This window comes from Pseudomonas sp. LBUM1641, assembly GCF_059716235.1.
Window position 1 is genome coordinate 5,366,633 of sequence record NZ_CP166815.1, and the last position, 23,538, is coordinate 5,390,170.

23 protein-coding genes are annotated in these 23,538 nt (G+C 60.5%); 8 read left to right on the forward strand and 15 right to left on the reverse strand.

Annotated elements, in window-relative coordinates:
- Nucleotides 1-109: 109 nt before the first annotated feature.
- Nucleotides 110-571 (reverse strand): TlpA disulfide reductase family protein, encoded by a 462-nt coding sequence (locus ACA046_RS24600; protein WP_076015050.1) that lies wholly within the window; start codon nucleotides 569-571, stop codon nucleotides 110-112.
- A 115-nt stretch (nucleotides 572-686) separates the two neighbouring features.
- Between ACA046_RS24600 and arsC the strand changes: the two genes are divergently transcribed.
- From arsC to ACA046_RS24615, 3 genes are read left to right on the forward strand one after another with little or no spacing between them, the layout of a single operon-like run.
- On the forward strand, nucleotides 687-1,040 hold the full coding sequence (gene arsC / locus ACA046_RS24605; RefSeq protein WP_445574197.1) for an arsenate reductase (glutaredoxin): 354 nt from the start codon (nucleotides 687-689) through the stop codon (nucleotides 1,038-1,040).
- On the forward strand, nucleotides 1,037-1,651 hold the full coding sequence (wrbA, locus tag ACA046_RS24610) for an NAD(P)H:quinone oxidoreductase (protein ID WP_167663707.1): 615 nt from the start codon (nucleotides 1,037-1,039) through the stop codon (nucleotides 1,649-1,651). The genes arsC and wrbA overlap by 4 nt, the downstream gene beginning before the upstream one ends.
- Nucleotides 1,635-2,054 carry a DUF2069 domain-containing protein gene (locus tag ACA046_RS24615; RefSeq protein WP_167663708.1) on the forward strand — a complete coding sequence of 140 codons (420 nt, stop codon included), beginning with the start codon at nucleotides 1,635-1,637 and terminating at the stop codon, nucleotides 2,052-2,054. Before wrbA ends, ACA046_RS24615 begins: the two co-directional genes overlap by 17 nt.
- A 192-nt stretch (nucleotides 2,055-2,246) precedes the next feature.
- Here ACA046_RS24615 and ACA046_RS24620 read toward each other — a convergent pair whose 3' ends face one another.
- Nucleotides 2,247-2,918, reverse strand: a complete 672-nt coding sequence (locus ACA046_RS24620) for a DNA-3-methyladenine glycosylase I (RefSeq protein WP_063027900.1) — start codon at nucleotides 2,916-2,918, stop codon at nucleotides 2,247-2,249.
- A 67-nt stretch (nucleotides 2,919-2,985) separates the two neighbouring features.
- Complete coding sequence (gene ttcA / locus ACA046_RS24625; RefSeq protein ID WP_459023064.1) at nucleotides 2,986-3,810, reverse strand: tRNA 2-thiocytidine(32) synthetase TtcA; 825 nt, start codon at nucleotides 3,808-3,810, stop codon at nucleotides 2,986-2,988.
- 362 nt (nucleotides 3,811-4,172) lie between these two features.
- Here ttcA and ACA046_RS24630 point away from each other — a divergent pair, with 362 nt between their 5' ends.
- Entirely contained in the window at nucleotides 4,173-4,775 is a 603-nt protein-coding gene (locus ACA046_RS24630; RefSeq protein ID WP_258347235.1) for a Yip1 family protein, read from the forward strand.
- A gap of 128 nt (nucleotides 4,776-4,903) precedes the next feature.
- Entirely contained in the window at nucleotides 4,904-5,398 is a 495-nt protein-coding gene (locus tag ACA046_RS24635) for a SprT family zinc-dependent metalloprotease (protein ID WP_026077778.1), read from the forward strand.
- Between the two features lie 123 nt (nucleotides 5,399-5,521).
- On the opposite strand, the gene ACA046_RS24640 is transcribed toward ACA046_RS24635, so the two are convergent.
- Entirely contained in the window at nucleotides 5,522-6,703 is a 1,182-nt protein-coding gene (locus ACA046_RS24640; protein WP_459023067.1) for a CaiB/BaiF CoA transferase family protein, read from the reverse strand.
- A 149-nt stretch (nucleotides 6,704-6,852) separates the two neighbouring features.
- On the reverse strand, nucleotides 6,853-8,187 hold the full coding sequence (locus ACA046_RS24645; RefSeq protein WP_459023069.1) for a dicarboxylate/amino acid:cation symporter: 1,335 nt from the start codon (nucleotides 8,185-8,187) through the stop codon (nucleotides 6,853-6,855).
- 339 nt (nucleotides 8,188-8,526) lie between these two features.
- On the opposite strand from ACA046_RS24645, the gene ACA046_RS24650 reads away from it, so the two are divergent.
- Nucleotides 8,527-9,525, forward strand: a complete 999-nt coding sequence (locus tag ACA046_RS24650) for an AraC family transcriptional regulator (protein WP_497675159.1) — start codon at nucleotides 8,527-8,529, stop codon at nucleotides 9,523-9,525.
- Nucleotides 9,526-9,654: 129 nt separating this feature from the next.
- On the opposite strand, the gene ACA046_RS24655 is transcribed toward ACA046_RS24650, so the two are convergent.
- Genes ACA046_RS24655 through ACA046_RS24665 form a run of 3 tightly spaced genes read right to left on the reverse strand, consistent with a single transcriptional unit; the run spans nucleotide 9,655 to nucleotide 12,002 of the window.
- Nucleotides 9,655-11,001, reverse strand: a complete 1,347-nt coding sequence (locus tag ACA046_RS24655) for an ATP-binding protein (protein WP_459023073.1) — start codon at nucleotides 10,999-11,001, stop codon at nucleotides 9,655-9,657.
- Entirely contained in the window at nucleotides 10,998-11,675 is a 678-nt protein-coding gene (locus ACA046_RS24660; RefSeq protein ID WP_003214228.1) for a response regulator transcription factor, read from the reverse strand. The genes ACA046_RS24655 and ACA046_RS24660 overlap by 4 nt, the downstream gene beginning before the upstream one ends.
- A gap of 18 nt (nucleotides 11,676-11,693) precedes the next feature.
- Nucleotides 11,694-12,002, reverse strand: a complete 309-nt coding sequence (locus ACA046_RS24665) for a hypothetical protein (protein WP_459023075.1) — start codon at nucleotides 12,000-12,002, stop codon at nucleotides 11,694-11,696.
- 179 nt (nucleotides 12,003-12,181) lie between these two features.
- Here ACA046_RS24665 and ACA046_RS24670 point away from each other — a divergent pair, with 179 nt between their 5' ends.
- A complete protein-coding gene (locus tag ACA046_RS24670) occupies nucleotides 12,182-12,907 on the forward strand; it encodes a 4'-phosphopantetheinyl transferase family protein (protein WP_497675160.1) in 726 nt (241 codons plus the stop codon).
- A gap of 87 nt (nucleotides 12,908-12,994) precedes the next feature.
- Here the strand turns inward: ACA046_RS24670 and ACA046_RS24675 are convergent, their stop codons facing one another.
- Both ACA046_RS24675 and ACA046_RS24680 read right to left on the reverse strand, forming a co-directional pair.
- Nucleotides 12,995-14,611: an ATP-binding protein gene (locus ACA046_RS24675; RefSeq protein WP_459023079.1), complete on the reverse strand. Its 1,617-nt coding sequence runs from the start codon at nucleotides 14,609-14,611 to the stop codon at nucleotides 12,995-12,997.
- Entirely contained in the window at nucleotides 14,608-15,333 is a 726-nt protein-coding gene (locus tag ACA046_RS24680; protein ID WP_076015038.1) for a response regulator, read from the reverse strand. The genes ACA046_RS24675 and ACA046_RS24680 overlap by 4 nt, the downstream gene beginning before the upstream one ends.
- 806 nt (nucleotides 15,334-16,139) lie before the next feature.
- Here ACA046_RS24680 and ACA046_RS24685 point away from each other — a divergent pair.
- On the forward strand, nucleotides 16,140-19,037 hold the full coding sequence (locus tag ACA046_RS24685) for a ribonucleoside-diphosphate reductase subunit alpha (RefSeq protein WP_459023081.1): 2,898 nt from the start codon (nucleotides 16,140-16,142) through the stop codon (nucleotides 19,035-19,037).
- Between the two features lie 91 nt (nucleotides 19,038-19,128).
- Here the strand turns inward: ACA046_RS24685 and ACA046_RS24690 are convergent, their stop codons facing one another.
- From ACA046_RS24690 to flgB, 5 genes are all read right to left on the reverse strand, one after another.
- A complete protein-coding gene (locus tag ACA046_RS24690) occupies nucleotides 19,129-20,220 on the reverse strand; it encodes a hypothetical protein (RefSeq protein ID WP_497675161.1) in 1,092 nt (363 codons plus the stop codon).
- A gap of 172 nt (nucleotides 20,221-20,392) precedes the next feature.
- Nucleotides 20,393-21,715: a flagellar hook protein FlgE gene (gene flgE, locus ACA046_RS24695; RefSeq protein WP_459023085.1), complete on the reverse strand. Its 1,323-nt coding sequence runs from the start codon at nucleotides 21,713-21,715 to the stop codon at nucleotides 20,393-20,395.
- 31 nt (nucleotides 21,716-21,746) lie between these two features.
- Nucleotides 21,747-22,475 (reverse strand): flagellar hook assembly protein FlgD, encoded by a 729-nt coding sequence (flgD, locus tag ACA046_RS24700; RefSeq protein ID WP_076015035.1) that lies wholly within the window; start codon nucleotides 22,473-22,475, stop codon nucleotides 21,747-21,749.
- A 16-nt stretch (nucleotides 22,476-22,491) separates the two neighbouring features.
- Nucleotides 22,492-22,944, reverse strand: coding sequence for a flagellar basal body rod protein FlgC (flgC, locus tag ACA046_RS24705; RefSeq protein ID WP_003214244.1), 453 nt, complete (start codon nucleotides 22,942-22,944; stop codon nucleotides 22,492-22,494).
- 3 nt (nucleotides 22,945-22,947) lie between these two features.
- A complete protein-coding gene (gene flgB / locus ACA046_RS24710) occupies nucleotides 22,948-23,355 on the reverse strand; it encodes a flagellar basal body rod protein FlgB (RefSeq protein ID WP_497675162.1) in 408 nt (135 codons plus the stop codon).
- Nucleotides 23,356-23,538: the final 183 nt, after the last annotated feature.

Genomic DNA, 23,538 nt, shown 5'->3' on the forward strand with positions numbered 1-23,538 from the left:
CGCAGCAGATCTAAATGTGGGAGCGGGCTTGCTCGCGAAAGCGGTGGATCAGTCGATGTATCTGGTGACTGTCACACCGCATTCGCGAGCAAGCCCGCTCCCACATTTTTTATCCGCGCAACGCTTTGAGCTTGGCCAACACCCCTTCCGCCGTCTGCTCACCCATCAGTTGTTCGCGCACCTTGCCCTTGTCATCGATGATGTAGGTCACCGGCAAGGCTTCACTGCGGGGAATGTCGAAGATCCCGTCCGGGTTCTGCGCCAGTACGGTGAACTTGATGCCCAGCTTGTCGCTGGCGCTTTTGAGTTCTTCACCCTGGGCGTTGTCGAAGTTCACGCCGAACACACCCACTGACTGGCCCTTAAGCTGTTCGGCCAAAGCGTTGAGTTCAGGGATTTCGGTACGGCACGGGCCACACCATTCGGCCCAGTAGTTAACCACCAGCCATTGCTTGTCCAGGCGTTCGGCGGCCACTTTCTGACCATATTGGTCAACGCCATAATCATTGCCACAGCCACTGAGCAGCAGTGTGCCGATGATTGCCAATGCGCCTAACAGTCGCCTCGTCATGGGGTAATCCTTCGTAAAAATGAACGTTGGCTGCGGCCTATCGCCTCTCATGGTTTAAGGACGTGGCACAGCGCGGGTAGAATACCCGCCACCTTACGCAAGATGCGACCCGCACATGACCGATCTGACGCTTTATCACAACCCGCGCTGCTCGAAATCCCGCGGTGCGCTCGAACTGCTGGAAGCCCGTGGCCTGACACCGAACGTGGTGCGCTACCTGGAGACCCCGCTCGACGCCGCGCAGTTGCAGGCCTTGCTGGGCAAGCTGAACATCAGCGCGCGGCAATTGCTGCGTACCGGCGAAGACGAATACAAAACCCTCAACCTGGCTGACACCAGCCTCAGCGAAGCGCAACTGATTGCCGCCATCGCCGCTCATCCGAAACTGATGGAACGCCCAATCCTCGAAACCGCCGACAAGGCCGTGATTGGCCGCCCGCCAGAGAACATCCTGGAGCTGGTTTCGTGAGTGCGCCGTATGTGCTGGTGTTGTATTACAGCCGCAACGGCTCGGTCAGCGAAATGGCCCGGCAAATTGCCCGGGGCGTCGAGCAAGCCGGGCTTGAGGCGCGCTTGCGCACCGTGCCGGCCATCTCCAGCGAATGCGAAGCCGTGGCGCCGGACATTCCGGTGGACGGCCCGCTGTACTGCAGCCTCGACGACCTGAAGCACTGCTGTGGCCTGGCGCTGGGCAGCCCGACCCGTTTCGGCAACATGGCCGCGCCGCTCAAGTACTTTCTCGACGGCACCAGCAACCTGTGGCTGACCGGCGCCCTGGTCGGCAAGCCGGCGGGCGTGTTCACCTCCACCGCCAGCCTGCACGGCGGCCAGGAGACCACATTGATGTCGATGCTGCTGCCGCTGTTGCACCACGGCATGCTGATCACCGGCCTGCCCTACAGCGAACAGGCACTGCTTGATACCAAGGGCGGCGGCACGCCTTATGGCGCCAGCCACCATTCCGGTGCCGACGGCAAGCGCGCACTGGATCAACACGAGATCGCCCTGTGCCGCGCCCTCGGCCTGCGCCTGGCGAAGACGGCCGCGCTACTGGAGAACGGCCGTGGCCAGGAAGCCTAAGGTACTGCCACCCCAGGCGTGGCTGGAGCCACGGGTCAAGGCGACGCGGGTGTTGAGCCTGCTGGCGTTTTTGGGATTGGTGGGGCTGCTGTGTGCCTACTACCTGGTGTTCGCCGACCTGCACGGCGCACGGCCGTGGGTGATTCTGCTGATCGAGCTGGTGCCGTTGCTGTTGCTGGCGCCGGGGATGATCCTGGGCAGCGCACGCGGGCATTCGTGGATGTGCTTTGTGGTGAACTTGTACTTCATCAAGGGTGCGCTGGCGGCGTATGACCCGAACCGGCAGTGGTTTGGTGTGCTGGAAATGCTGGCGAGCCTGGCGGTGTTCTGCACGGCACTGATGTATGTGCGTTACCGGCACCAATTGAATCGGCGGTTGGCGGGGGAAGGTTTGCCTGCTTGAAAACACTTTTCAGGCAAAGCCGCAATCAATGTGGCTGGGGAGCTTGTTGTGGCGAGGGAGCTTGCTCCCGCTGGGCTGCGTAGCGGCCCCAAAATCTTGGGAGCGCTACGCACTCCAGCGTGAGCAAGCTCCCTCGCCACAGCAAGCCCCCTTGCCACAAAAGCTCCCTCGCCACAGGGTTATTTGTCGGTATCAATGATTGACGGTGTAAGCCAGCATCATCGACAACTGGCACATCGGCCGCCCGCTCTCGGCATGCCACTGGTTGAACGCGCCTTGCACCGTGGCCAGGTCCCGCAGGCTGGTGGGTACCTTGTCGACAATCTTCTGCGCATTCAGCGCGGCCACTACGTCATAGCTCGGCACGAACGTGTCCTTGCCCACCATCCGCAAAAAACGCGGCGCTGACAGCCCGCCCAACTGGTGGCCGTGCTTGCTCAGGTACTTCCACAGGCCGACGATATCGGTCACCGGCCAGTCGGCAATCAACGCACCGAAGCTGCCCTTTTCTTTCTCGATATCCAGAATCATCTGCGCATTGCGCGGCACGCTCTTGAGCTTGCCCAAGTGGCGGATGATGCGTGTGTCCTGCATCAATCGCTCCAGGTGCTCGGCGCCCATCAGCACGACTTTTTCCGGGTCAAAACCAAAGAACACTTGCTCGAACGCCGGCCACTTGGCGTCCACCACGCTGTGTTTGAGCCCGGCGCGAAACACCCGCAGCGATAGGGTCGACAGGTAGCGGTCATCGCTGATCTTGCGCAGTTTCGCCGGGGTCAGGGGCACAGGCAGGTGGGCTTCCAGCTCGGCCGCCGAACCAAACCGGTTCAGACAATATTCGTGCAGCCACTTGTAATCGCGCATGCCCTCTCCTAAGGATTGAAATGAAAACGGCGCCCAGGAGCGCCGTCTGTCAGAGCGGTGAAACGGCTCAGAGGTTCACTACATTGACGAAGCGCGACGCCGCACTTTCGTCGATACGCAGGTTGGTGAAGTCGAATAGGTTACGGTCGGCCAACTGCGACGGCTGCACGTTCTGCAAGCTGCGGAAGATGCTGTCGACGCGGCCCGGGGTCTTGCGGTCCCAGTCCTGGAGCATGTCCTTGACCACCTGGCGCTGCAGGTTTTCCTGGGAGCCGCAGAGGTTGCACGGGATGATCGGAAACTGCTTGAGGTCGGAGTACGCCTGGATGTCCTTCTCATGGCAGTACGCCAGTGGGCGAATCACCACGTTGCGCCCGTCGTCGGCCCGCAGCTTGGGCGGCATGGCCTTGAGGCTGCCGTTGAAGAACATATTGAGGAAGAAAGTTTCGACGATGTCGTCACGGTGGTGACCCAGGGCCATCTTGGTCGCGCCGATTTCGTCGGCAAAGGTGTAGAGCGTGCCACGGCGCAGGCGCGAGCACAGCGAGCAGGTGGTCTTGCCTTCCGGGACCAGTTCCTTGACCACCGAGTAAGTGTCTTTCTCGACGATGTGGTACTCGACCCCCAGTTCCTTGAGGTAGGCCGGCAGCACATGCTCGGGAAAGCCCGGCTGCTTCTGGTCCATGTTCACGGCGACGATCTCGAACTTGATCGGCGCGACCTTTTGCAGGTGCATCAGCACGTCGAGCATGGTGTAGCTGTCTTTGCCGCCAGACAGGCAGACCATGACCTTGTCGCCCTCTTCGATCATGTTGAAATCGGCGACTGCCTCACCGGCTTGGCGACGCAGGCGTTTTTGCAGTTTGTTCTGGTTGACCGTAAGAGTGCCCATGGCGCTTGAATCCGCGAAAGGTGTGTGACGAAAAGCCAGGTATTTTACCGGGATGGACGACCGAGTTCCAATGTGGGAGCGGGCTTGCTCGCGAATGCGGAGTGTCAGTCGCCAGGTGTTTAGCTGACCCACCGCATTCGCGAGCAAGCCCGCTGCCACATTTGACCGCATTCCAATCAACAGACCGCGCCGCGATTAAGCCTAGTGTTTACAGCGCAATTTGCTCTAAAGCCCTACAGTTTTTCCGGTCATCACTTCCTATACTGCGACATAAGGTCGCACATATATCCAGACCTTTCAGGCCAATTGGCCCGTGGGCGCTCCGCTGGGGGGCGATGGTAATAACGACAGGAGTGACTGGCATGATCCATCACGTCGTGGGACTTTTCACCCACCCCGATCAGGAATGGCGGGAAATTCGTGGCGATAAAGAAGAAAGCATCAGCCACATGTACCTCACCCACACGCTGATTCTCGCGGCGATCCCCGCTGTATCAGCCTTTATCGGTACCACTCAGGTCGGTTGGGTCATCGGCAGCCGCGCACCGGTGATGCTGACGGTGGAGAGCGCGTTATGGATGACCATCATGTCCTACGCGGCGATGCTCGGCGGCGTGGCGGTGATGGGGGCGTTCATTCACTGGATGGCGCGCACCTATGACGCCAATCCAAGCATGGCCCGCTGCGTAGCGTTTGCCACCTATACCGCAACACCGCTGTTTGTCGGCGGGCTGGCGGCGCTGTACCCGCACATGTGGCTGGGGATGGTCGTCGGCACGGCCGCCATTTGCTACACGGTGTACCTGCTGTACGTAGGATTGCCGACTTTCATGAACATCCACCCGGACGAGGGATTCCTGTTCTCCAGCTCGGTGCTGGCCGTGGGCCTGGTGGTGCTGGTGGCGATCATGGCCTTTACCGTGATCGTCTGGGGGCTGGGCGTAGGCCCGATCTACACCAACTGACGCGGTTTACCCGCAGGAAAAGCCATCGCAAGGTGGCTTTGTGCGTTATGCATGACCATTCGGCGCCTGACAGATTCGGATACACCGTTGTTTGCGGCATACTGGACGTCTCTGGAGATATGTACAGCATGCCCGAGCAACTCAATACCCGCGTCGAAGATTGTTTCCTGCAAGCCGAATCCTTTTTCAAACGAAGCTTCAAACGCCCCCAGGTCAGCCTCAAGCTGCGGGGCCAGAAGGCCGGTGTCGCGCATTTGCACGAGAACCTGCTGCGCTTCAACCCGCAGTTGTACCGTGAAAACAGCCAACACTTCCTTAAACAGACGGTTGCCCATGAAGTGGCGCACCTGATTGCCCACCAATTGTTCGGCGAGCGCATCCAGCCCCATGGCGAGGAATGGCAGTTGATCATGCGTGGGGTTTACGAACTGCCGCCGGATCGCTGCCACACCTATGAAATCCAGCGGCGGCGCGTGACGCGGTATATCTACCGCTGCCCGTGTGCCGACAGTGACTTTCCGTTTTCGCCACAGCGTCATGGGCTGGTGAGCCAGGGGCGGCGGTATTTGTGCCGCAGGTGTCGGCAGACGTTGGTGTTTACCGGGGAAACCCGCGTCGAGTGAGGTTTGTGGTGCTTGTAAGGCCCTCTTCGCGAGCAAGCCCGCTCCCACATTTGATCGCATTCCACCGATGGAACTCGGTCGAATGTGGGAGCGGGCTTGCTCGCGAAGGGGCCGGCCCAGGCGCTACTGAATCACCTTGGTACGCCGCAAATCATCTATTTGCTGAGCACTGAATCCCAACTCCACCAACACCTCATCCGTGTGAGCGCCCACCGCCGCGCCTATATGCCTGGCCGCCGGCAAACCCTCGGAAAACTTCAGCGGACACGCGATTTGCGCCTGGCTGGAACCATCGCCACGCGGCACCTGGCTGACCAGTTCCCGGGCTTTCAACTGCGGGTGTTCAACCGCCTCGCTCAGGTTCAGCACCGGCTCGACACACGCATCAATCCCGGCAAACAACTCACACAGCTCATCAAAGCTGCGTTTCTCGAACTCGACCTGCAACGCCAGCTTGAGGGCTTTCTGCTGCTCGGGTCTGGGCGACAAGCCTTGCGCCGCCAATTCGGGGCACCCAAGGGCCGTACACAACTGCTGCATAAAGGCCGGCTCCAGGCTGCCCACCGACAACCACCGCCCTTCCCGCGAGCGGTAATAGTCATAGAAGCTGCCACCATTGAGCACCTGGTTCTCCCACGCCGGCTCCACGCCGCACGCCAGGTAACCCGCGCCGGCCATGGCATTCAGGCTGAAGGCGCAGTCGGTCATGCTCACGTCGAGGTATTGCCCTACCCCGCTCTGCTGCCGGGCAATCACCGCCGCCAGCAAGCCGATCACTGCGTGCAACGAGCCGCCGCCCACATCCGCCAACTGCACGCCCAGGGGCAACGGCCCGCTGTCCTGGCGCCCGGTGTAACTGGCGACACCCGCCAGGGCCAGGTAGTTGATGTCATGGCCGGCGCGGTCCTTGTAGGGGCCGGTCTGGCCGTAGCCGGTGATGGAGACGTAGATCAGCTTCGGGTTGATCGCCTTCAATGCCTCGTAGCCCAGGCCCAGGCGCTCCATCACCCCGGGGCGGAACTGCTCGAGGACGATGTCATGATCCGCCACCAACTGCCGCACGATCTCCACCGCCTCGGCTTGCTTGAGGTCCAGGGCCAGGCTGCGTTTGTTGCGGTTAAGATAGGCATGGCTGGCCGACACGCCATGGTCATGGGGCGGCAATACGCGCAGCAAGTCCATGCGCGTGGGAGATTCGATGCGCAATACCTCGGCGCCCATGTCGGCCAGCAGCAGCGAGGCAAACGGCCCCGGCAGCAAGGTGGAGAAATCCAGTACTTTGAGGGACGCCAAGGGACCTGACATGGGGACTCCGATTCCGATTCGATTGGCCACAGAGTAGGCAAACCTGGCGGTCAGCAGCAATCACATAAACCATCATCCGGAGTGACTGATGTTTCCCGCAGGCATAAAAAAACCCATCCGAAGATGGGTTTTTCACACACGGTACAGTCTTACTTGACGGCGGTTGGAGCCGGGCCTTCGGCCACGCCCAGGTCGTCTTCTTCACGGGTCTCGGAGATACCGCGACCACCGGAAGCCAGTTCGACTTGCAGCTTGTCTTCGTCCAGTTCCTTGACCCACTTGGCCACAACCAGGGTAGCAACAGCGTTGCCTACCAGGTTGGTCAGTGCGCGGGCTTCGGACATGAAGCGGTCGATACCCAGGATCAGCGCCAGGCCGGCAACTGGCAGGTGGCCAACGGCCGACAGGGTAGCGGCCAGTACGATGAAGCCACTACCGGTCACGCCAGCAGCGCCCTTGGAAGACAGCAGCAGTACCAGCAACAGGGTGATCTGGTGGGTGATGTCCATGTGGGTGTCAGTCGCCTGGGCGATGAACACGGCAGCCATGGTCAGGTAGATCGAAGTACCGTCCAGGTTGAACGAGTAGCCAGTCGGGATAACCAGGCCAACGACCGACTTCTTGGCGCCCAGGCGTTCCATCTTGATCAGCATGCGTGGCAGTGCGGATTCGGACGAGGAAGTACCCAGTACGATCAGCAGTTCTTCACGGATGTAGCGGATCAGTTTCAGGACGCTGAAGCCGTGAGCGCGGCAGATGCCACCCAGCACGATCAACACGAACAGGATGCAGGTGATGTAGAAGCAGATCATCAACTGGCCGAGCTGCACCAGCGAACCTACACCGTAGGCACCGATGGTGAACGCCATGGCGCCCAGGGCACCGAGTGGCGCGAGCTTCATGATCATGTTGATGATGTTGAACATCACGTGGGCGAAGCGATCGATGAAGTCCAGCACCGGCTTGCCGTAGGCACCCAGGCGATGCAGGGCGAAACCGAAGATCACCGAGAACATCAGCACTTGCAGGATGTCACCGGTAGCGAACGCGCCAACGATGGTGTTCGGGATCACGTTCAGCAGGAAGCCAACGATGCTCTGGTCTGCACCGGCAGTCACGTAGGCCGCGACTTTAGAGGCGTCCAGGGTAGCCACGTCGATGTGCATGCCGGCGCCCGGTTGCACAACGTTGACCACGACCAGGCCGATCAGCAGGGCGATGGTGGAGACGACTTCGAAGTACAGCAGCGCGTAGCCACCGGTTTTGCCGACCGATTTCATGCTTTGCATGCCAGCGATGCCGCTGACAACGGTACAGAAGATGATCGGGGCGATGACCATTTTGATCAGCTTGATAAAGCCGTCACCCAGTGGCTTGAGGGCCACGCCGGTCTGCGGGTAGAAGTGGCCGAGCAAAATACCGATAACGATTGCAACGATCACCTGGAAATACAGGGATTTGTACAGTGGCTGACGAGTCGTCATTGCAAAGTTCCTCAATCGTCCCGTGTGGCAAATATCCGCCATTGCCCACGACACTTGAATTGCGAACCCTCCTGCACTGGAGGGATTTGTTGTTTGAGAGCCTGCTCAAGGCCGGTCTCCCTGCGCTCTCTAATCGCAAGCGTCGTGCCACTTTTACTGAAAACCGCTGAAGGCCTTTAGATACCAGCTCTTGGGTGGCTTTCGGCTTCAGACACCGCCTACACAAGGTGGCGGATTTCCGCCTCACCTCCTGATCTCGTCCTACAATTTGGCGGATATCCGCCTTGTTGCCCTCCCACAGGATGGCTAACATCCGCCACTCAATGGACGAGGCCCCTCATGCGTGAACGTACCATCGCCAGTCACTACGCTCGGGCCGCCCTCGGCGGTGCACGCCGGGCCGGCTACGACTACTCGGGCCTGCTGCAGCAAGTGGGCATTACCCCGGAGCTGCTGAGCGAACCCCGAGCCCGCATCGCCCCGGAGCAATTTACCCGGCTGCTACAGATGCTGTGGCTGGCGCTGGATGACGAATACCTGGGTTTCGCCGAAGGCCCGAGCAAACGCGGCACCTTCGCCATGATGTGCCACGCGCTGATTCACTGCCGCACCCTCGAGAAAGCCCTGGAACGCGGCTTATTATTTTATAGCCTATTCCCACAGGGTCCGCGCTGGCGCCTGACACGCGAAGGGGAGATGGCCCGCTTGAGCCTGGACGATTCGCAGCTGTGGGACCCGGACCACTTCCTCAGCGAATGCCTGCTGGTGATCTGGCATCGCCTCGGCAGTTGGCTGATCGGCCAACGCATCCGCCTGGACCAGGCCACCTTCAGTTACCCGATGCCGCCCCATGCCGGTGAGTACGACTTGCTGTTCCCCTGCCCGCAAGTGTTCGCCGCGCCCACCAGCAGCCTGGTGTTTCCCAGCCGCTACCTGAGCCTGCCGCTGATGCAGGACGAGCGCACCCTCAAGCACTTCCTCGAACGCTCACCAGCCGACCTGCTGTCGCGACCGGATGAAGGCGACAGTTTGAGCAGCCAGTTGCGCCGCTTATTGAGCCGCGACCGCACGCCGTGGCCCGACCTCGAAGCCGTCGCCCAGCACCTGCATATCAGCCCGCAGACCCTGCGTCGGCATTTGCGGGAGGAAGGCACCAGCTTTCAGGCGCTCAAGGATGAATTACGCCGGGACATTGCGATTTATCATTTGGGCCGGGCGGATTTGTCGTTGCAGGAGATCGCCGAGCAGTTGGGGTTTTCCGAACCGTCGGCGTTTCATCGGGCGTTCAAGAAGTGGACCGGGCTGACCCCGGGGGCCTATAGAGCACAAGAAACCTAACCGTAGCAGCTGTCGAGCCTTGGCGAGGCTGCGTTGGGGGCGCCTCCAATATCGAGCCAGGCGCAAGGCCAAGTGGGGCCCTACGCAGCCTCGCTAAAGCTCGACAGCTGCTACGAGGAGATAGCGGAGTTAGACGCCAGGGAAGTGGATCTTGAACGCCGCGCCACCCAACGGTGAATCTCCAAGGGTCAACCGTGCGCTGTAGCTTTCGATGATGTCCTTGACCACCGCCAGGCCGATGCCCTGTCCCGGATGCTGGCGGTCCAGCCGCTCCCCCCTTTGCAGGATCCGCGCACGCTGGTCCGGTGGCACGCCGGGGCCGTCGTCTTCGATGCACAGCTCGGTGCCTTCCAGGCTTTCCTGCAAGGTGATGCGCACTTCGCTCAGGCACAGGCGATAGGCGTTTTCCAGCAGGTTGCCGAGCAGTTCCAGCAAGGCGCCCTTCTCGATCGGCACGTCGCATTCTTCCGGCAAATCGAAGGCGACCTTCACGCCTTTATCGCGATAGACCTTGTCCAGCGTGTCGCACAGGCTTTGCAGTACCGGCTCCAGGCGCACCTGGTGACGCACCAGGCCGCTTTTACGCAGGCTGGCGCGCTGCAATTGGTAGCTGATTTGCTGGCTCATGCGCTCGATCTGCGATTGCAGCACCCGGGCCTGGTCGCGATCTTCGGGGCGCTGGGCCATGTCTTCGCTCACGCCTTGCAGCACTGCCAACGGGGTTTTCAGGCTGTGGGCCAGGTCATCCAGGGAATCACGGTAACGGGTGCGTTGCTCGCGCTCGCTGTGGAGCAACCGGTTCAGGGAGCCGGTCAGGCGCAACAATTCGCGGGGGTGTTGTTCACTGAGACTTTCCCGGGTGCCGCCTTCGATTTCATCCAGTTCCTGGCTCAGCCGGCGCAACGCTTGCAGGCCCCAGGTCAGGCCCAGCCACAACAGGGTCAGCAGCACCAGCAAGGCGGCGCCGAAGCCCAGGTAGAGGTTTTCCCGCAGGCCTTCGAGGGTCAGTTGGTATTCGCGCACCGGTTGCAGGGCGACAATACTGAACGCCGCGCTCTTGCCGCCCAGCAGCTTGACCTCGACGTCATAGACAAAAAATTCCTGGCCGTTGGCTTCGCGAATCCGCGCAAACTCGTTGCCGCGCCCGTCATAGCGCGGCTTGTAGTTGATGTTCTCTTCCTGGGTGGCGCGCGACCGCCAGACCAGATGGCCTTCGCGGTCATAGATGTAGCCCAACAGGCGGCTGTCGGTGAGGTTGAAGCGCTCATCCGGCAACTGCGCGGGCATCAGCAGGCGATTGTTTTCAACCCGGGCAGCCGAAATCAGCGTGGTGACATCCGACGCCAGCCGCTGCTCGATGGAATCCTGCAGGGCCAGGCTGAAGGCGCCCTGCATGGCTGGCAACAAGGCCAGCATAAACAGCACGGCCAGGGTGGTGGCCGCGAGCATCAAACGCACACGTAACGAGCGAATCAACGGCAGCGCTCATTAAACAGGTAGCCCAGACCGCGCACGGTGTCGATCGGCTTGAACCCCGCCGGGCCTTCCAGCTTGCGGCGCAGGCGGCCTACCAGCACTTCGATGACGTTCGGATCGCGCTCGTCGTCATCGGGGTAGAGCTGTTCCATCAGGCGGTCCTTGGCAACCACTTGCTGGTGGTGACGCATGAGGTATTCGAGGATGCGGTATTCGTAGGCGGTCAGCGCCAGCGGCTGTTCGTCGAGGGACGCCTGCTTGCGATTGAGGTCCAGCAGCAAGGGCCCGGCGACGATGGTCGACTGGGTGAAACCGCTGGAGCGGCGCAGCAATGCGTTCATCCGCGCTTCCAGCTCTTCGAACTGGAACGGCTTGACCACGTAGTCGTCGGCACCGGCGGCCAGGCCTTCGACCTTGTCCTGCCAGTTGCCGCGGGCGGTCAGGATCAGGATCGGGAATGTCTTGGCCTGGGCGCGCAGTTGGCGGATCAGGTCCAGGCCGCCCATGCCAGGCAGGCCCAGGTCGATGATCGCCAGGTCGTGGTTGAATTGCCCGGTCTGGTACAGCGCCTCTTCGGCGTTGGCGACGGCCTCGACCACGTGACCGCTGTCGGTCAGGCGGGTCAACAGGTGATGACGCAGCAACGCCTCATCTTCGACAACCAGCAATTTCATAAAGCTCTCCAAGGCAAATCAACTTTCCAACTGGGGTATATCATAGCGGCCCTGCAGGTCTTGCTGGCGCAGTTTACTGCCGTTGAAGTGACCTGACAGGTTTTCATTGCCTACGCGATAGTCCGACTGCGGGGTGTGCTGGCCCAGGGACTGGCCCCAGGGCGCGGCTTGTTCACCGGCATCCTCGAAGCTCACCCGCTGAAGAAGGCTGTAGGGCTTTTTGCTCTTCTCTTTGGAGAAACCCGTGAAGCTCGCATCAGAGGCCTGGACGCCAGCGGTGGCGCTGAGCATGGTTAACGCCAACATCAGCTTCTTGATCGCAGTCATGATCTACCTCACACGCTTTGGCTTTGAGTACGGGGCCAGACTACGCAGACGCCCCTGAACTCCCCCTGAACACTCTCTGAACCTGGGCTGAACCGAGGCCGGCTACTGTGTAAAGAGTTATTTACGTATCCCCGGCCGCAGGCTATCCAGCGGCCCTTCAACTCGGCAAAATACCCGGCATGAATTCCCTACCCGCCTGCTGCACCCCACTTGATGCCCATTGGCCGTTGCCCGTTGCCTTGCCCGGCACGGTTTTGCTGAGCACCCGTTTTGACCCGGCCCTGCTGGCCATCGGCGACTTCCAGCGCAGCGCCGTGCCGCCACCCGCGAGCATCCAGCGTTCGGTGGCCAAGCGCCAGGCGGAGTTTCTGGCCGGTCGCCTGTGTGCCCGCGCGGCCTTGCAACAGCTGGATGGACTGGATTGCGTGCCGGCAATTGGCAAGGACCGCGCGCCGGTCTGGCCCGCGCATATCAGCGGTTCGATCACTCACAGCACCGGCCATGCGGCGGTCATCGTCGCCCACAAGACACAGTGGCGCGGGCTGGGGATGGACCTGGAGAACCTGCTGACACTGGAGCGCGCGGAACGCCTGGCGGGGGAAATCCTGACACCGGATGAATTGCAACGCATGGCTGCCGGGCCGCGGGAGCAGATCGCGCAGTTGGTGACACTGACGTTTTCGGCGAAAGAGAGCCTGTTCAAGGCGCTCTACCCGATCGTGCAGAAGCGCTTCTATTTTGAACATGCCGAGTTGCTGGAATGGTCGGATACCGGCCATGCACGGCTGCGGTTGCTGACGGACCTGTCGGCAGAGTGGTGCCATGGCAAAGAGCTGGAGGCGCAGTTTGTGGTGAATGAGGGGCAGTTGTTGAGCCTGGTGGCCGTAGCAGCTGTCGAGCCTTAGCGAGGCTGCGTCGGGAGCGCCGCCGATGTAGAGCCAGGCGCAAAACCGAGTTGGGGCCAACGCAGCCTCGCCAGGGCTCGACAGCTGCTACGGGTGGGGTTTCTCTTGGTCCCGTGGCCAACTCAGGCTGAAGCACGCGCCGCCCAGGTTGTTGCTCTTGCTGATCAACGCCCGGCCGCCGTGCCAATGGATGATCCGCCGCACAATCGATAACCCCAACCCGTGCCCGCCCGACGCGCGAGTACGGCTGTCATCCAGGCGCAGGAACGGAGTGAAGATCCGCTCCCAGGCACTTTCCGGCACGCCCGGGCCGTCGTCTTCCACATCGATGCGACACCGCACCTGGCCCACCTGATAGCTGATCAGCACCTGCCCCTGGGCGTGGCGCATGGCATTGCTCACCAGGTTTTGCAGGGCTCGATGCAGGTAACGCGGCTCGGCCTCGACCCACGCATCATCCCAATGGGCAGAAGACAGACAGATGCCCCGCGCGACGTTGATTTCCGGGCGTAGCGGCGACAGCTCATCAATCACCTGATCGAGCAACGCGCTAAGGTCGACCCGCTGAAAATTCAGCGCCGGCGAACCCTGCTCCAGTCGCGCATAAGTCAGCATTTCGTCCACCAGGCCATCAAGGTCCTGGATGTCGCTGTCCATGCCCTCCATGTACTTGCGCCGCGCTTCAGGCGTGGCCGCATCACCAATCATCTCCAGGCCGAACCGCAGGCGTGCCACCGGGGTGCGCAGCTCGTGGGACACCGCGCGCACCAGTTCGCGCTGGATCGCCAGCAGCCGTTGCAGGTGTTCGGCCATGCCATTAAACGCTGCCGCCAGGCGCCCTACCGAATCGGCGCCACGGGCCGGCACTCGCACTTCCAGACTGCCCTTGGCGATGCGCGTGGCGGCAGCTTCCAGGCCACTCAAGCGCCGCTCCAGTTGGCGCACCAATAAATAGACGATCAAGCCGATCAGGGTCAGGCTGATCAACGCGATCAGGATCAACCACTGCGGCGGGTACGGGTTCATCTGGTACAGCGGACCGATTTCCAGGACCCACGGCGTGCCGACCATGCCGGCAAACACCCGGATCGAATCACCGCCCTTGCCCAGGGCCATCACTGTGTCGCCCTCGGACACACGGCGGCGCTGGTCTTCGTCCATGTCAGCCTGGTCGAGCATCACCAGGTGCATCTCGAATCCAAAGCCCTTGGCCTCTTTCAGGTCGGCGAGTTTTTGCGGTTGCTCGGCCACCGGGAAACGCACCAGTTCATCGGCCAGCAGGTAAATGGTCGCGCGGGCCAGTTGCTCGCTGATTTGCTGCACTTCACCGGTGAGCAACAGTTGCTCCTGGTCGCTGACTAATCGCAGCACCCTGGCCGCGTGGGGGCCGGTTTGCTCTACCAATACCTGGCCGCGCTGCAGACGGGTGCGCTGGCTCAGGTCCAGATTCGCCTCGGCCACGGTCTGCAATTCCAGCGGGATGCCCAGCAAGCGTTCCCACACCGCCAGGGCACGACGGCGCTCGATGGCGCTCATGGGTTGCAGGTTGTCGCCCATCAACGCGAAGGTGCCATGGGCCAGGCGCTCGCGGTATTGGCCGCTGCGTACTTCATTGAGCAGGTGCAGGGCCAGCACACCGAGCAACGCCACCAGAATCAGCGCCGCGCACATGCCGCCGTAGATACGCAGGAAGATCGAGTTCACGGCGTAAGGTCAGCGGCAGCTTCGGGGACGAACAGGTAGCCTTTGCTGCGAATGGTCTTGATCAGCCGTGGGTGGATCGGGTCGTCGCCGATTTTCGGGCGAATCCGCGAGATGCGTACGTCGATGGAGCGGTCCTGGCCGTCGTAGCCAATACCGCGCAAGGCGGTGAAGATTTCTTCCCGGGACAGAATTCGCCCGGCATTCGCCACCAGCAGCCATAACAGGTCGAATTCGGCGCTGGTCAGCTCGATGCCGCCGTCGTGCAGCCAGGCTTCACGCAGGGCGTTGTCCACCACCAGCGGGCCGAATTGCAGGCGACGCTGTTTTTCGGGGATGGCCGGTTCGACGCTTTCACTGCGCCGCAGCAGCGCTTGAATGCGCGCCAGCAGCAAGCGTGGGCGTACGGGTTTGCACACGTAGTCGTCGGCGCCCATGTCCAGGCCCAGCACCTGGTCCATGTCGTCGGTGCGCGCGGTCAGCATCAGGATCACTCCGTCGTAGTCCTCGCGCACCTTGCGGCAGATGCTCAGGCCGTCTTCGCCGGGCAACATCAGGTCGAGGATCACCAGGTCCGGCTGTTCGGCGATGATCCGCGCCGCCGCCAGGGCGCCGTTGCCCTCCACCGAGACGCGCAGGCCGTTGCTCTCCAAATAGTCACGGGTCAACTCGGCCAGTCGCTCGTCGTCCTCGACAATCAATACCTGCCAGGCTTCATGCTCCATGCGTTACCTCGGTTCTCATTATTGTAGGAGCGGGCTTGCCCGCGAAAAACTCAAGGGTGCCGCGTTTATTCCGGTTTCCAGCGTTATCGTTGACGTCCTTCGCGGGCAAGCCCGCTCCTACAGTTGTCATGTGGAGCGAACAAGATATCGCGTGAAACAAGGGGCGATTGTAGCCATGAGCCAGCCCTCTAGTACAAGCGCGCAAATGCGTTCGGAGATGGTGTTTTTTTGTGATAGGGTTCGCGCCCGCAAAAATCCAACCGGATGTTTTTATCTCGGAATATTCGGTGACAAACGGCGCGATGCAGCAGTACTGCGGCCTACACGCCTGTTCCACGTTTCATACACATTTTACCCACAGCGTTATCCACAGGTAGTGCGTTGCCATACCCCCGAAAACGCATTATCTTGTAGGTCGTCGCCAAAAAAACCCTACATGTAGGGTTTTGAGCGAAAAGACCAAACACAAATCAGACAAGAAACTCAAGCTCTTTCTTGCTCCTGTTTGGTTGAACTTAAGCCTTTTTCAGAAGACCAAACCGCGCACGCGGATGGCAGCCGTTTTTAGCCCCGATCAGGCAAAAACGGTACGGGTGTTGCAGTACGAAGCAGTCACCCACCAGGAATACGGTAAAGAGCCCCAAGCTTGTACCGAAGACTTCGGCATGGAAGCGGCGCGAACAGCTCCCTTCCTCCTGTCCCGAAGTTGTTATGCCAGGCCCTTGGCCTGTTGTAAGTGCTTCAGGACGGAACGGTGGGCACCGTGATGGTGCCCAAATAAATATAGAATGTGGAGACAACCCCCCATGCAAACCGACACAACTCGCGAGAACCCGCAGGGCTCCGTGCCGCAGGCCGCTGATTCGAACCTGGATCTGTCCGCCACCGCACCCGGCCAACTGCGTGTGATCAAGCGTAACGGCACTGTCGTTCCTTACACCGATGACAAAATCACCGTCGCGATCACCAAAGCGTTTCTTGCAGTTGAAGGCGGCACCGCTGCTGCCTCGTCGCGCATCCACGACACCGTTGCGCGCCTGACCGAACAGGTCAGCGCAACGTTCAAGCGTCGCATGCCATCGGGCGGCACCATCCACATCGAAGAAATCCAGGACCAGGTCGAACTGGCCCTGATGCGTGCCGGCGAGCAGAAAGTTGCCCGCGACTACGTGATCTACCGTGACTCCCGCGCCAAGGAACGTGCCGTACGCTCCCCGGCCGAAGAAGCTGCCGTACAAGCTCACCCGTCAATCCGCATCACCCTGGCCGACGGTACGTTTGCTCCGCTGGACCTGGGCCGCCTGAACACCATCATCACCGAGGCCTGCGAAGGCCTGGAAGAAGTCGATGGTGACCTGATCCAGCGCGAAACCCTGAAGAACCTGTACGACGGCGTGGCCCTGACCGACGTCAATACCGCCCTGGTCATGACCGCCCGTACCCTGGTTGAACGTGAGCCGAACTACTCGTTCGTGACCGCGCGCCTGCTGATGGACACCCTGCGTGCCGAAGGCCTGGGCTTCCTCGGCGTCGCCGACAGCGCCACGCACCACGAGATGGTCGACCTGTACGCCAAGGCCCTGCCTGCCTACATCGCCAAGGGTATCGAATTCGAATTGCTGAACCCGATCCTGGCCACCTTTGACCTGGAAAAACTCGGCAAGGCAATCAACCACGAGCGCGACCAGCAGTTCACCTACCTGGGCCTGCAGACCCTGTACGACCGTTACTTCATCCACAAGGACGGGATCCGCTTCGAACTGCCGCAGGTGTTCTTCATGCGCGTGGCCATGGGCCTGGCGATCGAAGAGAAGCACAAAGAAGACCGCGCCATCGAGTTCTACAACCTGTTGTCGTCCTTCGACTACATGTCGTCGACCCCAACCCTGTTCAACGCCGGCACCCTGCGTCCACAGCTGTCCAGCTGCTACCTGACCACCGTGCCGGATGACCTGTCGGGCATCTACCACGCGATCCACGACAACGCCATGTTGTCCAAATTCGCTGGCGGCCTGGGTAACGACTGGACGCCGGTGCGTGCACTGGGTTCGTACATCAAGGGTACCAACGGCAAGTCCCAAGGCGTTGTACCGTTCCTGAAAGTAGTGAACGACACCGCTGTAGCCGTGAACCAGGGTGGCAAGCGCAAAGGCGCGGTGTGTGCCTACCTGGAAACCTGGCACATGGACATCGAAGAGTTCATCGAACTGCGCAAGAACACCGGTGATGATCGTCGTCGTACCCACGACATGAACACCGCCAACTGGATCCCTGACCTGTTCATGAAGCGTGTCTTCGATGACGGCCCGTGGACCCTGTTCTCGCCATCCGAAGTGCCAGACCTGCACGACCTGACCGGCAAGGCCTTCGAAGAGCGTTACGAGTACTACGAAGCCCTGTCCCAGTACCCGGGCAAGATCAAGCTGTTCAAGACCATCCAGGCCAAAGACCTGTGGCGCAAAATGCTGTCCATGCTGTTTGAAACCGGCCACCCATGGCTGACCTTCAAAGACCCGTGCAACCTGCGCAGCCCGCAGCAGCACGTGGGCGTGGTCCATAGCTCGAACCTGTGCACCGAGATCACCTTGAACACCAACAAGGACGAGATCGCCGTTTGCAACCTGGGCTCGATCAACCTGCCGAACCACATCGTCAACGGCAAGCTGGACACCGCCAAGCTGGAACGCACCGTGAACACCGCCGTTCGCATGCTCGATAACGTTATCGACATCAACTACTACTCGGTACCACAGGCGCAGAACTCCAACTTCAAGCACCGTCCGGTTGGCCTGGGCATCATGGGCTTCCAGGATGCGCTGTACCTGCAGCACATTCCTTACGGTTCGGACGCTGCGGTCGAGTTCGCCGACAAGTCCATGGAAGCGGTCAGCTACTACGCGATCCAGGCTTCCTGCGACCTGGCCGACGAGCGCGGCGCCTACGAGACGTTCCAGGGTTCGCTGTGGTCCAAAGGCATCCTGCCGCTGGACTCGCAACAGATCCTGATCGAGCAGCGTGGCCAGAAGTACATCGACGTTGACCTGAACGAATCCCTGGACTGGGCACCGGTACGTGCCCGTGTGCAGAAAGGCATTCGTAACTCCAACATCATGGCCATCGCACCGACCGCCACCATCGCCAACATCACTGGCGTGTCGCAGTCGATCGAACCGACCTACCAGAACCTGTATGTGAAATCGAACCTGTCGGGCGAATTCACCGTGATCAACCCGTACCTGGTTCGCGACCTGAAAGCCCGCGGCCTGTGGGACTCGGTCATGATCAACGACCTGAAGTACTACGACGGTTCGGTGCAGCAGATCGAGCGCATCCCGCAAGAACTCAAAGAGCTCTACGCGACTGCCTTCGAAGTGGACACCAAGTGGATCGTCGACGCCGCCAGCCGTCGTCAGAAGTGGATCGACCAGGCTCAGTCGCTGAACCTGTACATCGCCGGCGCATCGGGCAAGAAGCTGGACGTGACCTACCGCATGGCTTGGTACCGTGGCCTGAAAACCACTTACTACCTCCGTGCCCTGGCCGCCACCAGCACCGAGAAGTCGACCATCAACACCGGCAAGCTGAACGCTGTTTCCAGCGGCGGCAACCACGGTGATGATTCGGTTCTCGCGGCACCCGCCGGTCCAGCGCCAGTGCCAAAAGCCTGCGCGATCGACGAGCCGGATTGCGAAGCTTGCCAATAAGCTGAGCCGGTCCCGGGCTTGAACGCCCGGGATTGAAAAACCCGATAAACCCCGACTGCATAGGGTTTATCGGGTTTTTTCGTTTAACGCCCTAGAGGAACGCGTACGCAATACCCTGCTTTGGCGAGCCGCCCCGCCGGCCCCACAACTCGACTTGCCCACCAATCACCGCCATTGAATGACGATCATAGGCCACGACACCCAGCTTGCCGCTCGCCAGTTCACTGCTTGAGGAGTTCCTGTAGAGCCCCTTCAGCCCAAGGCGATCCAGCGCCTCGTGTGGCATTTCGCCGTTGTTCAAGCTCTGCATCGCATGGGCAAAACTTCGTTGCGCATCACCCGGCCTGTCGTCCAGACCATTTCCTTCCATCTGCGCACGCTTGGCACTCGCGGCAAACATGAAGTTTGCATCGGTCATCATCGCGGGATCATCGCCTTTAAACTGTGCATACGCGGCGGCCTGCTTGAGTTCGTCCTTGGACAAATCAAGCTCGAAGCCGTCCCGCATTTTCACGTGATAACCATCCCCCGTCTCTTTCACCTCCTTGAAAACGTCCGTGGGTTTCTGACCGTACCGCATCATCGCCCCCTTTATCGCGGAAACGGTGACGCAGTTGCCATCAGGGCCCTGGCTGAAGCCACTCCAGATATTGTCCGGTGTCTTTCCAGGATTGCTGTTGTCGGGCTTGTAGTTGAAATGCCTTGAACCTTCGGTCAGCGGCTTGTTGCTCATGGGCTCGCTGGGGCCAAAATCATTTCTGTTAGCCCCGCCCCCACCGCCGCCGCCACCCCCTGGCGATGGCGATGGCGATGGTGCCGGTGCAGGAGCTGGCGCAGGGGATGGTGGCGTGTCGTCCGAGTCCGGAAACAACATCTTCAGCAGTTGTTTGAGAAACTCAAGCCACTGCCCGGAAGCCTCTTCAATCAGCTTGTTGAGGATTTCCCTGAATTTCTCGTCACCGATCTCCCCGCGCACTTCGTTGAGCTTGTCTCGCAGATCTTGCGCGAGCTGGCCCTTGGACGTTTTCTCGGCGTCATCCAACGCTGTGAGCAGCTTTTTGACCGTTTCCTCGTTAGAGACACCCTTGTTTTCTTCATCGTCCGACCGATCTGGCTTCGCAATACCCCCACCTGAAAAACTCACGCCCCCGATGACACCACCTGAAACCGACACACTCGCCATAGCCTGCTCTCCACCCGTTGACCTCAGCCTTCTTGGCTTCGTGGGTGGAAAAACAGCCGTAGGCCGTTCCGCCAAAACCATGTCATCCCATGACAGCCCGGGACAATCGGCAGGCAAAAAAAAGCCCCTCGACCGAGGGGCTTTTCCAGTGTTGCGGCTTAAAGCGACAGCATCAGGTCATCTGGATGATGGTCTGCATGATGGTGCTCTGGGTGGAGATGGTCTTGGCGTTCGCCTGATAGTTGCTCTGGGCCTTGATCAGGTCCACCAGCTCGTTGGTCAGGTTGACGTTGGAGTTCTCCAGGGAGTTGGCCACGATCGAACCCAGGGTACCGACTTGCGGGGTATCAAAACCCGGCTGGCCCGACGCGAAGGTTTCTTTCCAGGTGGTGCCGCCGGCTGGCTGCAGGCCCTGCTCGTTGTTGAAGCTGGCCAGGGAGATCTGGCCGATGGCCTTGCTCTGCTGGTTGCTGAAAGTAGCGAACAGTACGCCGCTGCCGTCGATTTTCAGCCCGGTAATTTGACCGGTGGCGTAACCGTCGGTGGTTGGCGGGTTGCGGTAGGTAGCCGAGTTGAACTGGGTGATGTTCGCCATGTTGACGGCCACGCCGTCTGTATTGGCGGCCGCGCCGTTAGGCGTCCAGACACCATTGACCAGGGCGCCCGGCTTCCAGTCGGAAATGGTCAGGGTGGTGTTCGAAGCGGTGGCTGGCGGGGTGATGATGCCCGAGAGCTTGCCGGCGGTATCAAACGACAGCGTCGAGGCAACAGGCGCCTTCACGTCAGCACCGGTGCCACTGATCGGCGAACCGTCAGGGTTGCGCCCATCGATCAGGGTGTAGGACTTCCAGGTGTTGGAGTCTGTCTTCACCAGGTACTGCACCATCGGATGCGAGTTGCCCTGCGTATCGTAGAGCGTGGTGGAGTATTGAGTGGTGAAGGTCTCCGACTTGGTCGGATCAAACGGGGTCTTGGTCTGGTCGATCACCGGCGAGGACGAATTCAGGTTACTGGTGGAGTCCACCTTGCTCGAAGCCTTCGGCGGCAGGTACGACAGGTTGAGCTGAAGGTCGGTCAAGCCGCCCTTCTGGATGTTGCCATCGGCGTCCGCCGCGTAGCCTTGCAGGCGTGAGGTGCCGGTGTTGTTGGTGATGTAGCCGTCCTTGTCGGCACGGAAGGCACCGTTACGGGTGTACTCCAGCGAACCGTCGCTGCCTTTCTGCACGAAGAAGCCGCCGCCCTGGATCGCCATGTCCAGCGTGCCGCCACTGTTGTTGACGTCACCCTGGGTGAACTGCTGGGACACTGCTGCCAGGTTCACACCGTTGCCGATGCTGTTCTGGCCGGTGCCCAGCTTGGACGCCGCGTAGATATCCGAGAATTCGGCACGGGACGACTTGAAGCCGGTGGTCGCGACGTTGGCGATGTTGTTACCGGTCACGTCCAGTTGTTTGTTGGCCGCATAGAGGCCGCTAAGGCCGATATTAAAAGACATTGTTCTCTCCTTTTGCCGTATCTAGCCGGCTCTATGTACCGATAGTCTGAATTTGCGACAGCTTGATGCTGCCCATGCCGCCCGCCAGGTTGAGCAGCATTTCGCCGCCGGTCTGGCTCAGGGTCACGCTGGTCACCGTTGCCGGCAGCGAGGTGAGCAAGGCAACCGAGTCGCCCTTGTCATTCTTGGTGGTGGCATTGAAGGTGTAGGTGCCGGCCGGTGCCGTCTCGCCCGCATCGTTCTTGCCGTCCCAGACAAAGCTGGAATTGCCGGCGCTCTGGGCACCCATGTCGAGGGTGCGAACGACGTTGCCGTCCTTGTCGGTAATCTTGACCGAGACGTTGCCCGTCGCCGCCGTCACTGCCACGGAGCCGGTCATGCTCTTGCTGGTGTCGACCATGGACTTGTCGGTCTGGGTGATCACCGAGCGACCCACCAGCGACGAAGCCTGCAGTGCCTGCGAGGAGCTGAAGTTGCTGGAAATCGCATTCACCGAGTCGTTCAGGGTGTTGATGCCTTCCAGGCTGCTGAACTGCGCCAGCTGTGCCACGAACGCGCCGTTGTCCTGGGGCGACAGCGGGTTCTGGTTTTTCAGCTGGGTGACCAGCAGTTGCAGGAACGCGTCCTTGCCCAACGACTGGTTACCCGTCGCCGACTTGGCCGCGTCGCCGACGCTGCTGTTATCTGTCGCAGTCTTGACCTTGGAATTGAAAAGGTCCTGGACCGCCGTGTTCGTCGAACTGGTATCAACAATGGCCATTATTTGGCGCCCCTTATCACTGACCCAGGGTCAGGACCTTCTGCATCATGGTTTTGGCGGTGTTCATCATTTCCGCGTTGGTCTGGAACGAGCGGCTGGCGGAAATCATGTCTGCCATTTCCTCGACCACGTTGACGTTGGGGTAGTACACGTACCCTTTTTCGTTCGCGGCAGGGTGGTTCGGCTCGTAGCGGGCTTCGAGATTGCTTTGGTCTTCGACTACACCAAGCACCTGCACGCCCTGGCCTGCGGCATCCTGGTTCTGGAACAGCGAATCGCCGCTACCGCTCTGGCCGCCTTGACCGCCCTGGAACATGGTGGCGAACACCGGGTGCCGGGCACGGTAGGTCTGGTCAATGCTCGAAGACACGGTCTCGGCGTTGGCGATGTTACTGGCGACGGTGTTGAGGCGCGTGGTCTGGGCGCTCATGCCACTACCGGCAATATTGAAAACACTGGCGAGGGACATGGCTTATTCTCCACGCAGGGCTGACATCAGCCCTTTGAATTTGCTGTTGAGCAGGGTGAAGCTGGCCTGGAAGTTCACCGAGTTCTCGGCGTAGGCCGATTGCTCCAGTTGAGCGTCCACGGTGTTCTGGTCGATCGACGGTTGCATCGGCGTGCGATACAGCAGCGACTCGTCACCATTGCCCAGGCCTTGCGCTTCGATATGACGGCTGTTGGTCATGTTCAGGCCGAAGGTGCCGTTCTTGGTCTTGTCTTGCTGTGCGGCGAGCACGGCAGAGAAGTCCAGGTCCCGAGCCTTGTAGTTCGGGGTGTCGGCGTTGGCGATGTTGTTAGCCAGGACTTCGGCACGCTGGGCGCGGAAGCCCAGGGCTTGTTCGTGGATACCGAGCGCTTTATCGAAGCTGATGCTCATGGCGGAAACCTTTAGGGGCTGACCTGCTTTTCGTAACAGGGTTATAGCAATCGGCATGCCAATTCTTTTGAGGGCCGTATTACAAGGGTTTGCGGGGCAATTGCCGGCGGCAATGCCAGAAAAGCGGCAAAGGGTTTCCGCGAAACGCCAGTAAAGCGGCAAATGAGGGTTTGCCGCTTTGCG

Excerpts from the sequence above, each read along its gene's own strand:
- ACA046_RS24600 (WP_076015050.1), bottom strand. The coding sequence starts at position 571 with ATGACGAGGCGACTGTTAGGCGCATTGGCAATCATCGGCACACTGCTG.
- ACA046_RS24670 (WP_497675160.1), top strand. The coding sequence starts at position 12,182 with ATGAATTCCCTACCCGCCTGCTGCACCCCACTTGATGCCCATTGGCCG.
- ACA046_RS24690 (WP_497675161.1), bottom strand. The coding sequence starts at position 20,220 with ATGGCGAGTGTGTCGGTTTCAGGTGGTGTCATCGGGGGCGTGAGTTTT.
- ACA046_RS24630 (WP_258347235.1), top strand. The coding sequence starts at position 4,173 with ATGATCCATCACGTCGTGGGACTTTTCACCCACCCCGATCAGGAATGG.
- ACA046_RS24640 (WP_459023067.1), bottom strand. The coding sequence starts at position 6,703 with ATGTCAGGTCCCTTGGCGTCCCTCAAAGTACTGGATTTCTCCACCTTG.
- ACA046_RS24665 (WP_459023075.1), bottom strand. The coding sequence starts at position 12,002 with ATGACTGCGATCAAGAAGCTGATGTTGGCGTTAACCATGCTCAGCGCC.
- flgE (WP_459023085.1), bottom strand. The coding sequence starts at position 21,715 with ATGTCTTTTAATATCGGCCTTAGCGGCCTCTATGCGGCCAACAAACAA.
- flgB (WP_497675162.1), bottom strand. The coding sequence starts at position 23,355 with ATGAGCATCAGCTTCGATAAAGCGCTCGGTATCCACGAACAAGCCCTG.
- flgC (WP_003214244.1), bottom strand. The coding sequence starts at position 22,944 with ATGTCCCTCGCCAGTGTTTTCAATATTGCCGGTAGTGGCATGAGCGCC.
- ACA046_RS24680 (WP_076015038.1), bottom strand. The coding sequence starts at position 15,333 with ATGGAGCATGAAGCCTGGCAGGTATTGATTGTCGAGGACGACGAGCGA.
- ACA046_RS24620 (WP_063027900.1), bottom strand. The coding sequence starts at position 2,918 with ATGCGCGATTACAAGTGGCTGCACGAATATTGTCTGAACCGGTTTGGT.
- flgD (WP_076015035.1), bottom strand. The coding sequence starts at position 22,475 with ATGGCCATTGTTGATACCAGTTCGACGAACACGGCGGTCCAGGACCTT.
- ACA046_RS24685 (WP_459023081.1), top strand. The coding sequence starts at position 16,140 with ATGCAAACCGACACAACTCGCGAGAACCCGCAGGGCTCCGTGCCGCAG.
- ACA046_RS24645 (WP_459023069.1), bottom strand. The coding sequence starts at position 8,187 with ATGACGACTCGTCAGCCACTGTACAAATCCCTGTATTTCCAGGTGATC.
- ttcA (WP_459023064.1), bottom strand. The coding sequence starts at position 3,810 with ATGGGCACTCTTACGGTCAACCAGAACAAACTGCAAAAACGCCTGCGT.
- ACA046_RS24650 (WP_497675159.1), top strand. The coding sequence starts at position 8,527 with ATGCGTGAACGTACCATCGCCAGTCACTACGCTCGGGCCGCCCTCGGC.
- ACA046_RS24660 (WP_003214228.1), bottom strand. The coding sequence starts at position 11,675 with ATGAAATTGCTGGTTGTCGAAGATGAGGCGTTGCTGCGTCATCACCTG.
- arsC (WP_445574197.1), top strand. The coding sequence starts at position 687 with ATGACCGATCTGACGCTTTATCACAACCCGCGCTGCTCGAAATCCCGC.
- ACA046_RS24635 (WP_026077778.1), top strand. The coding sequence starts at position 4,904 with ATGCCCGAGCAACTCAATACCCGCGTCGAAGATTGTTTCCTGCAAGCC.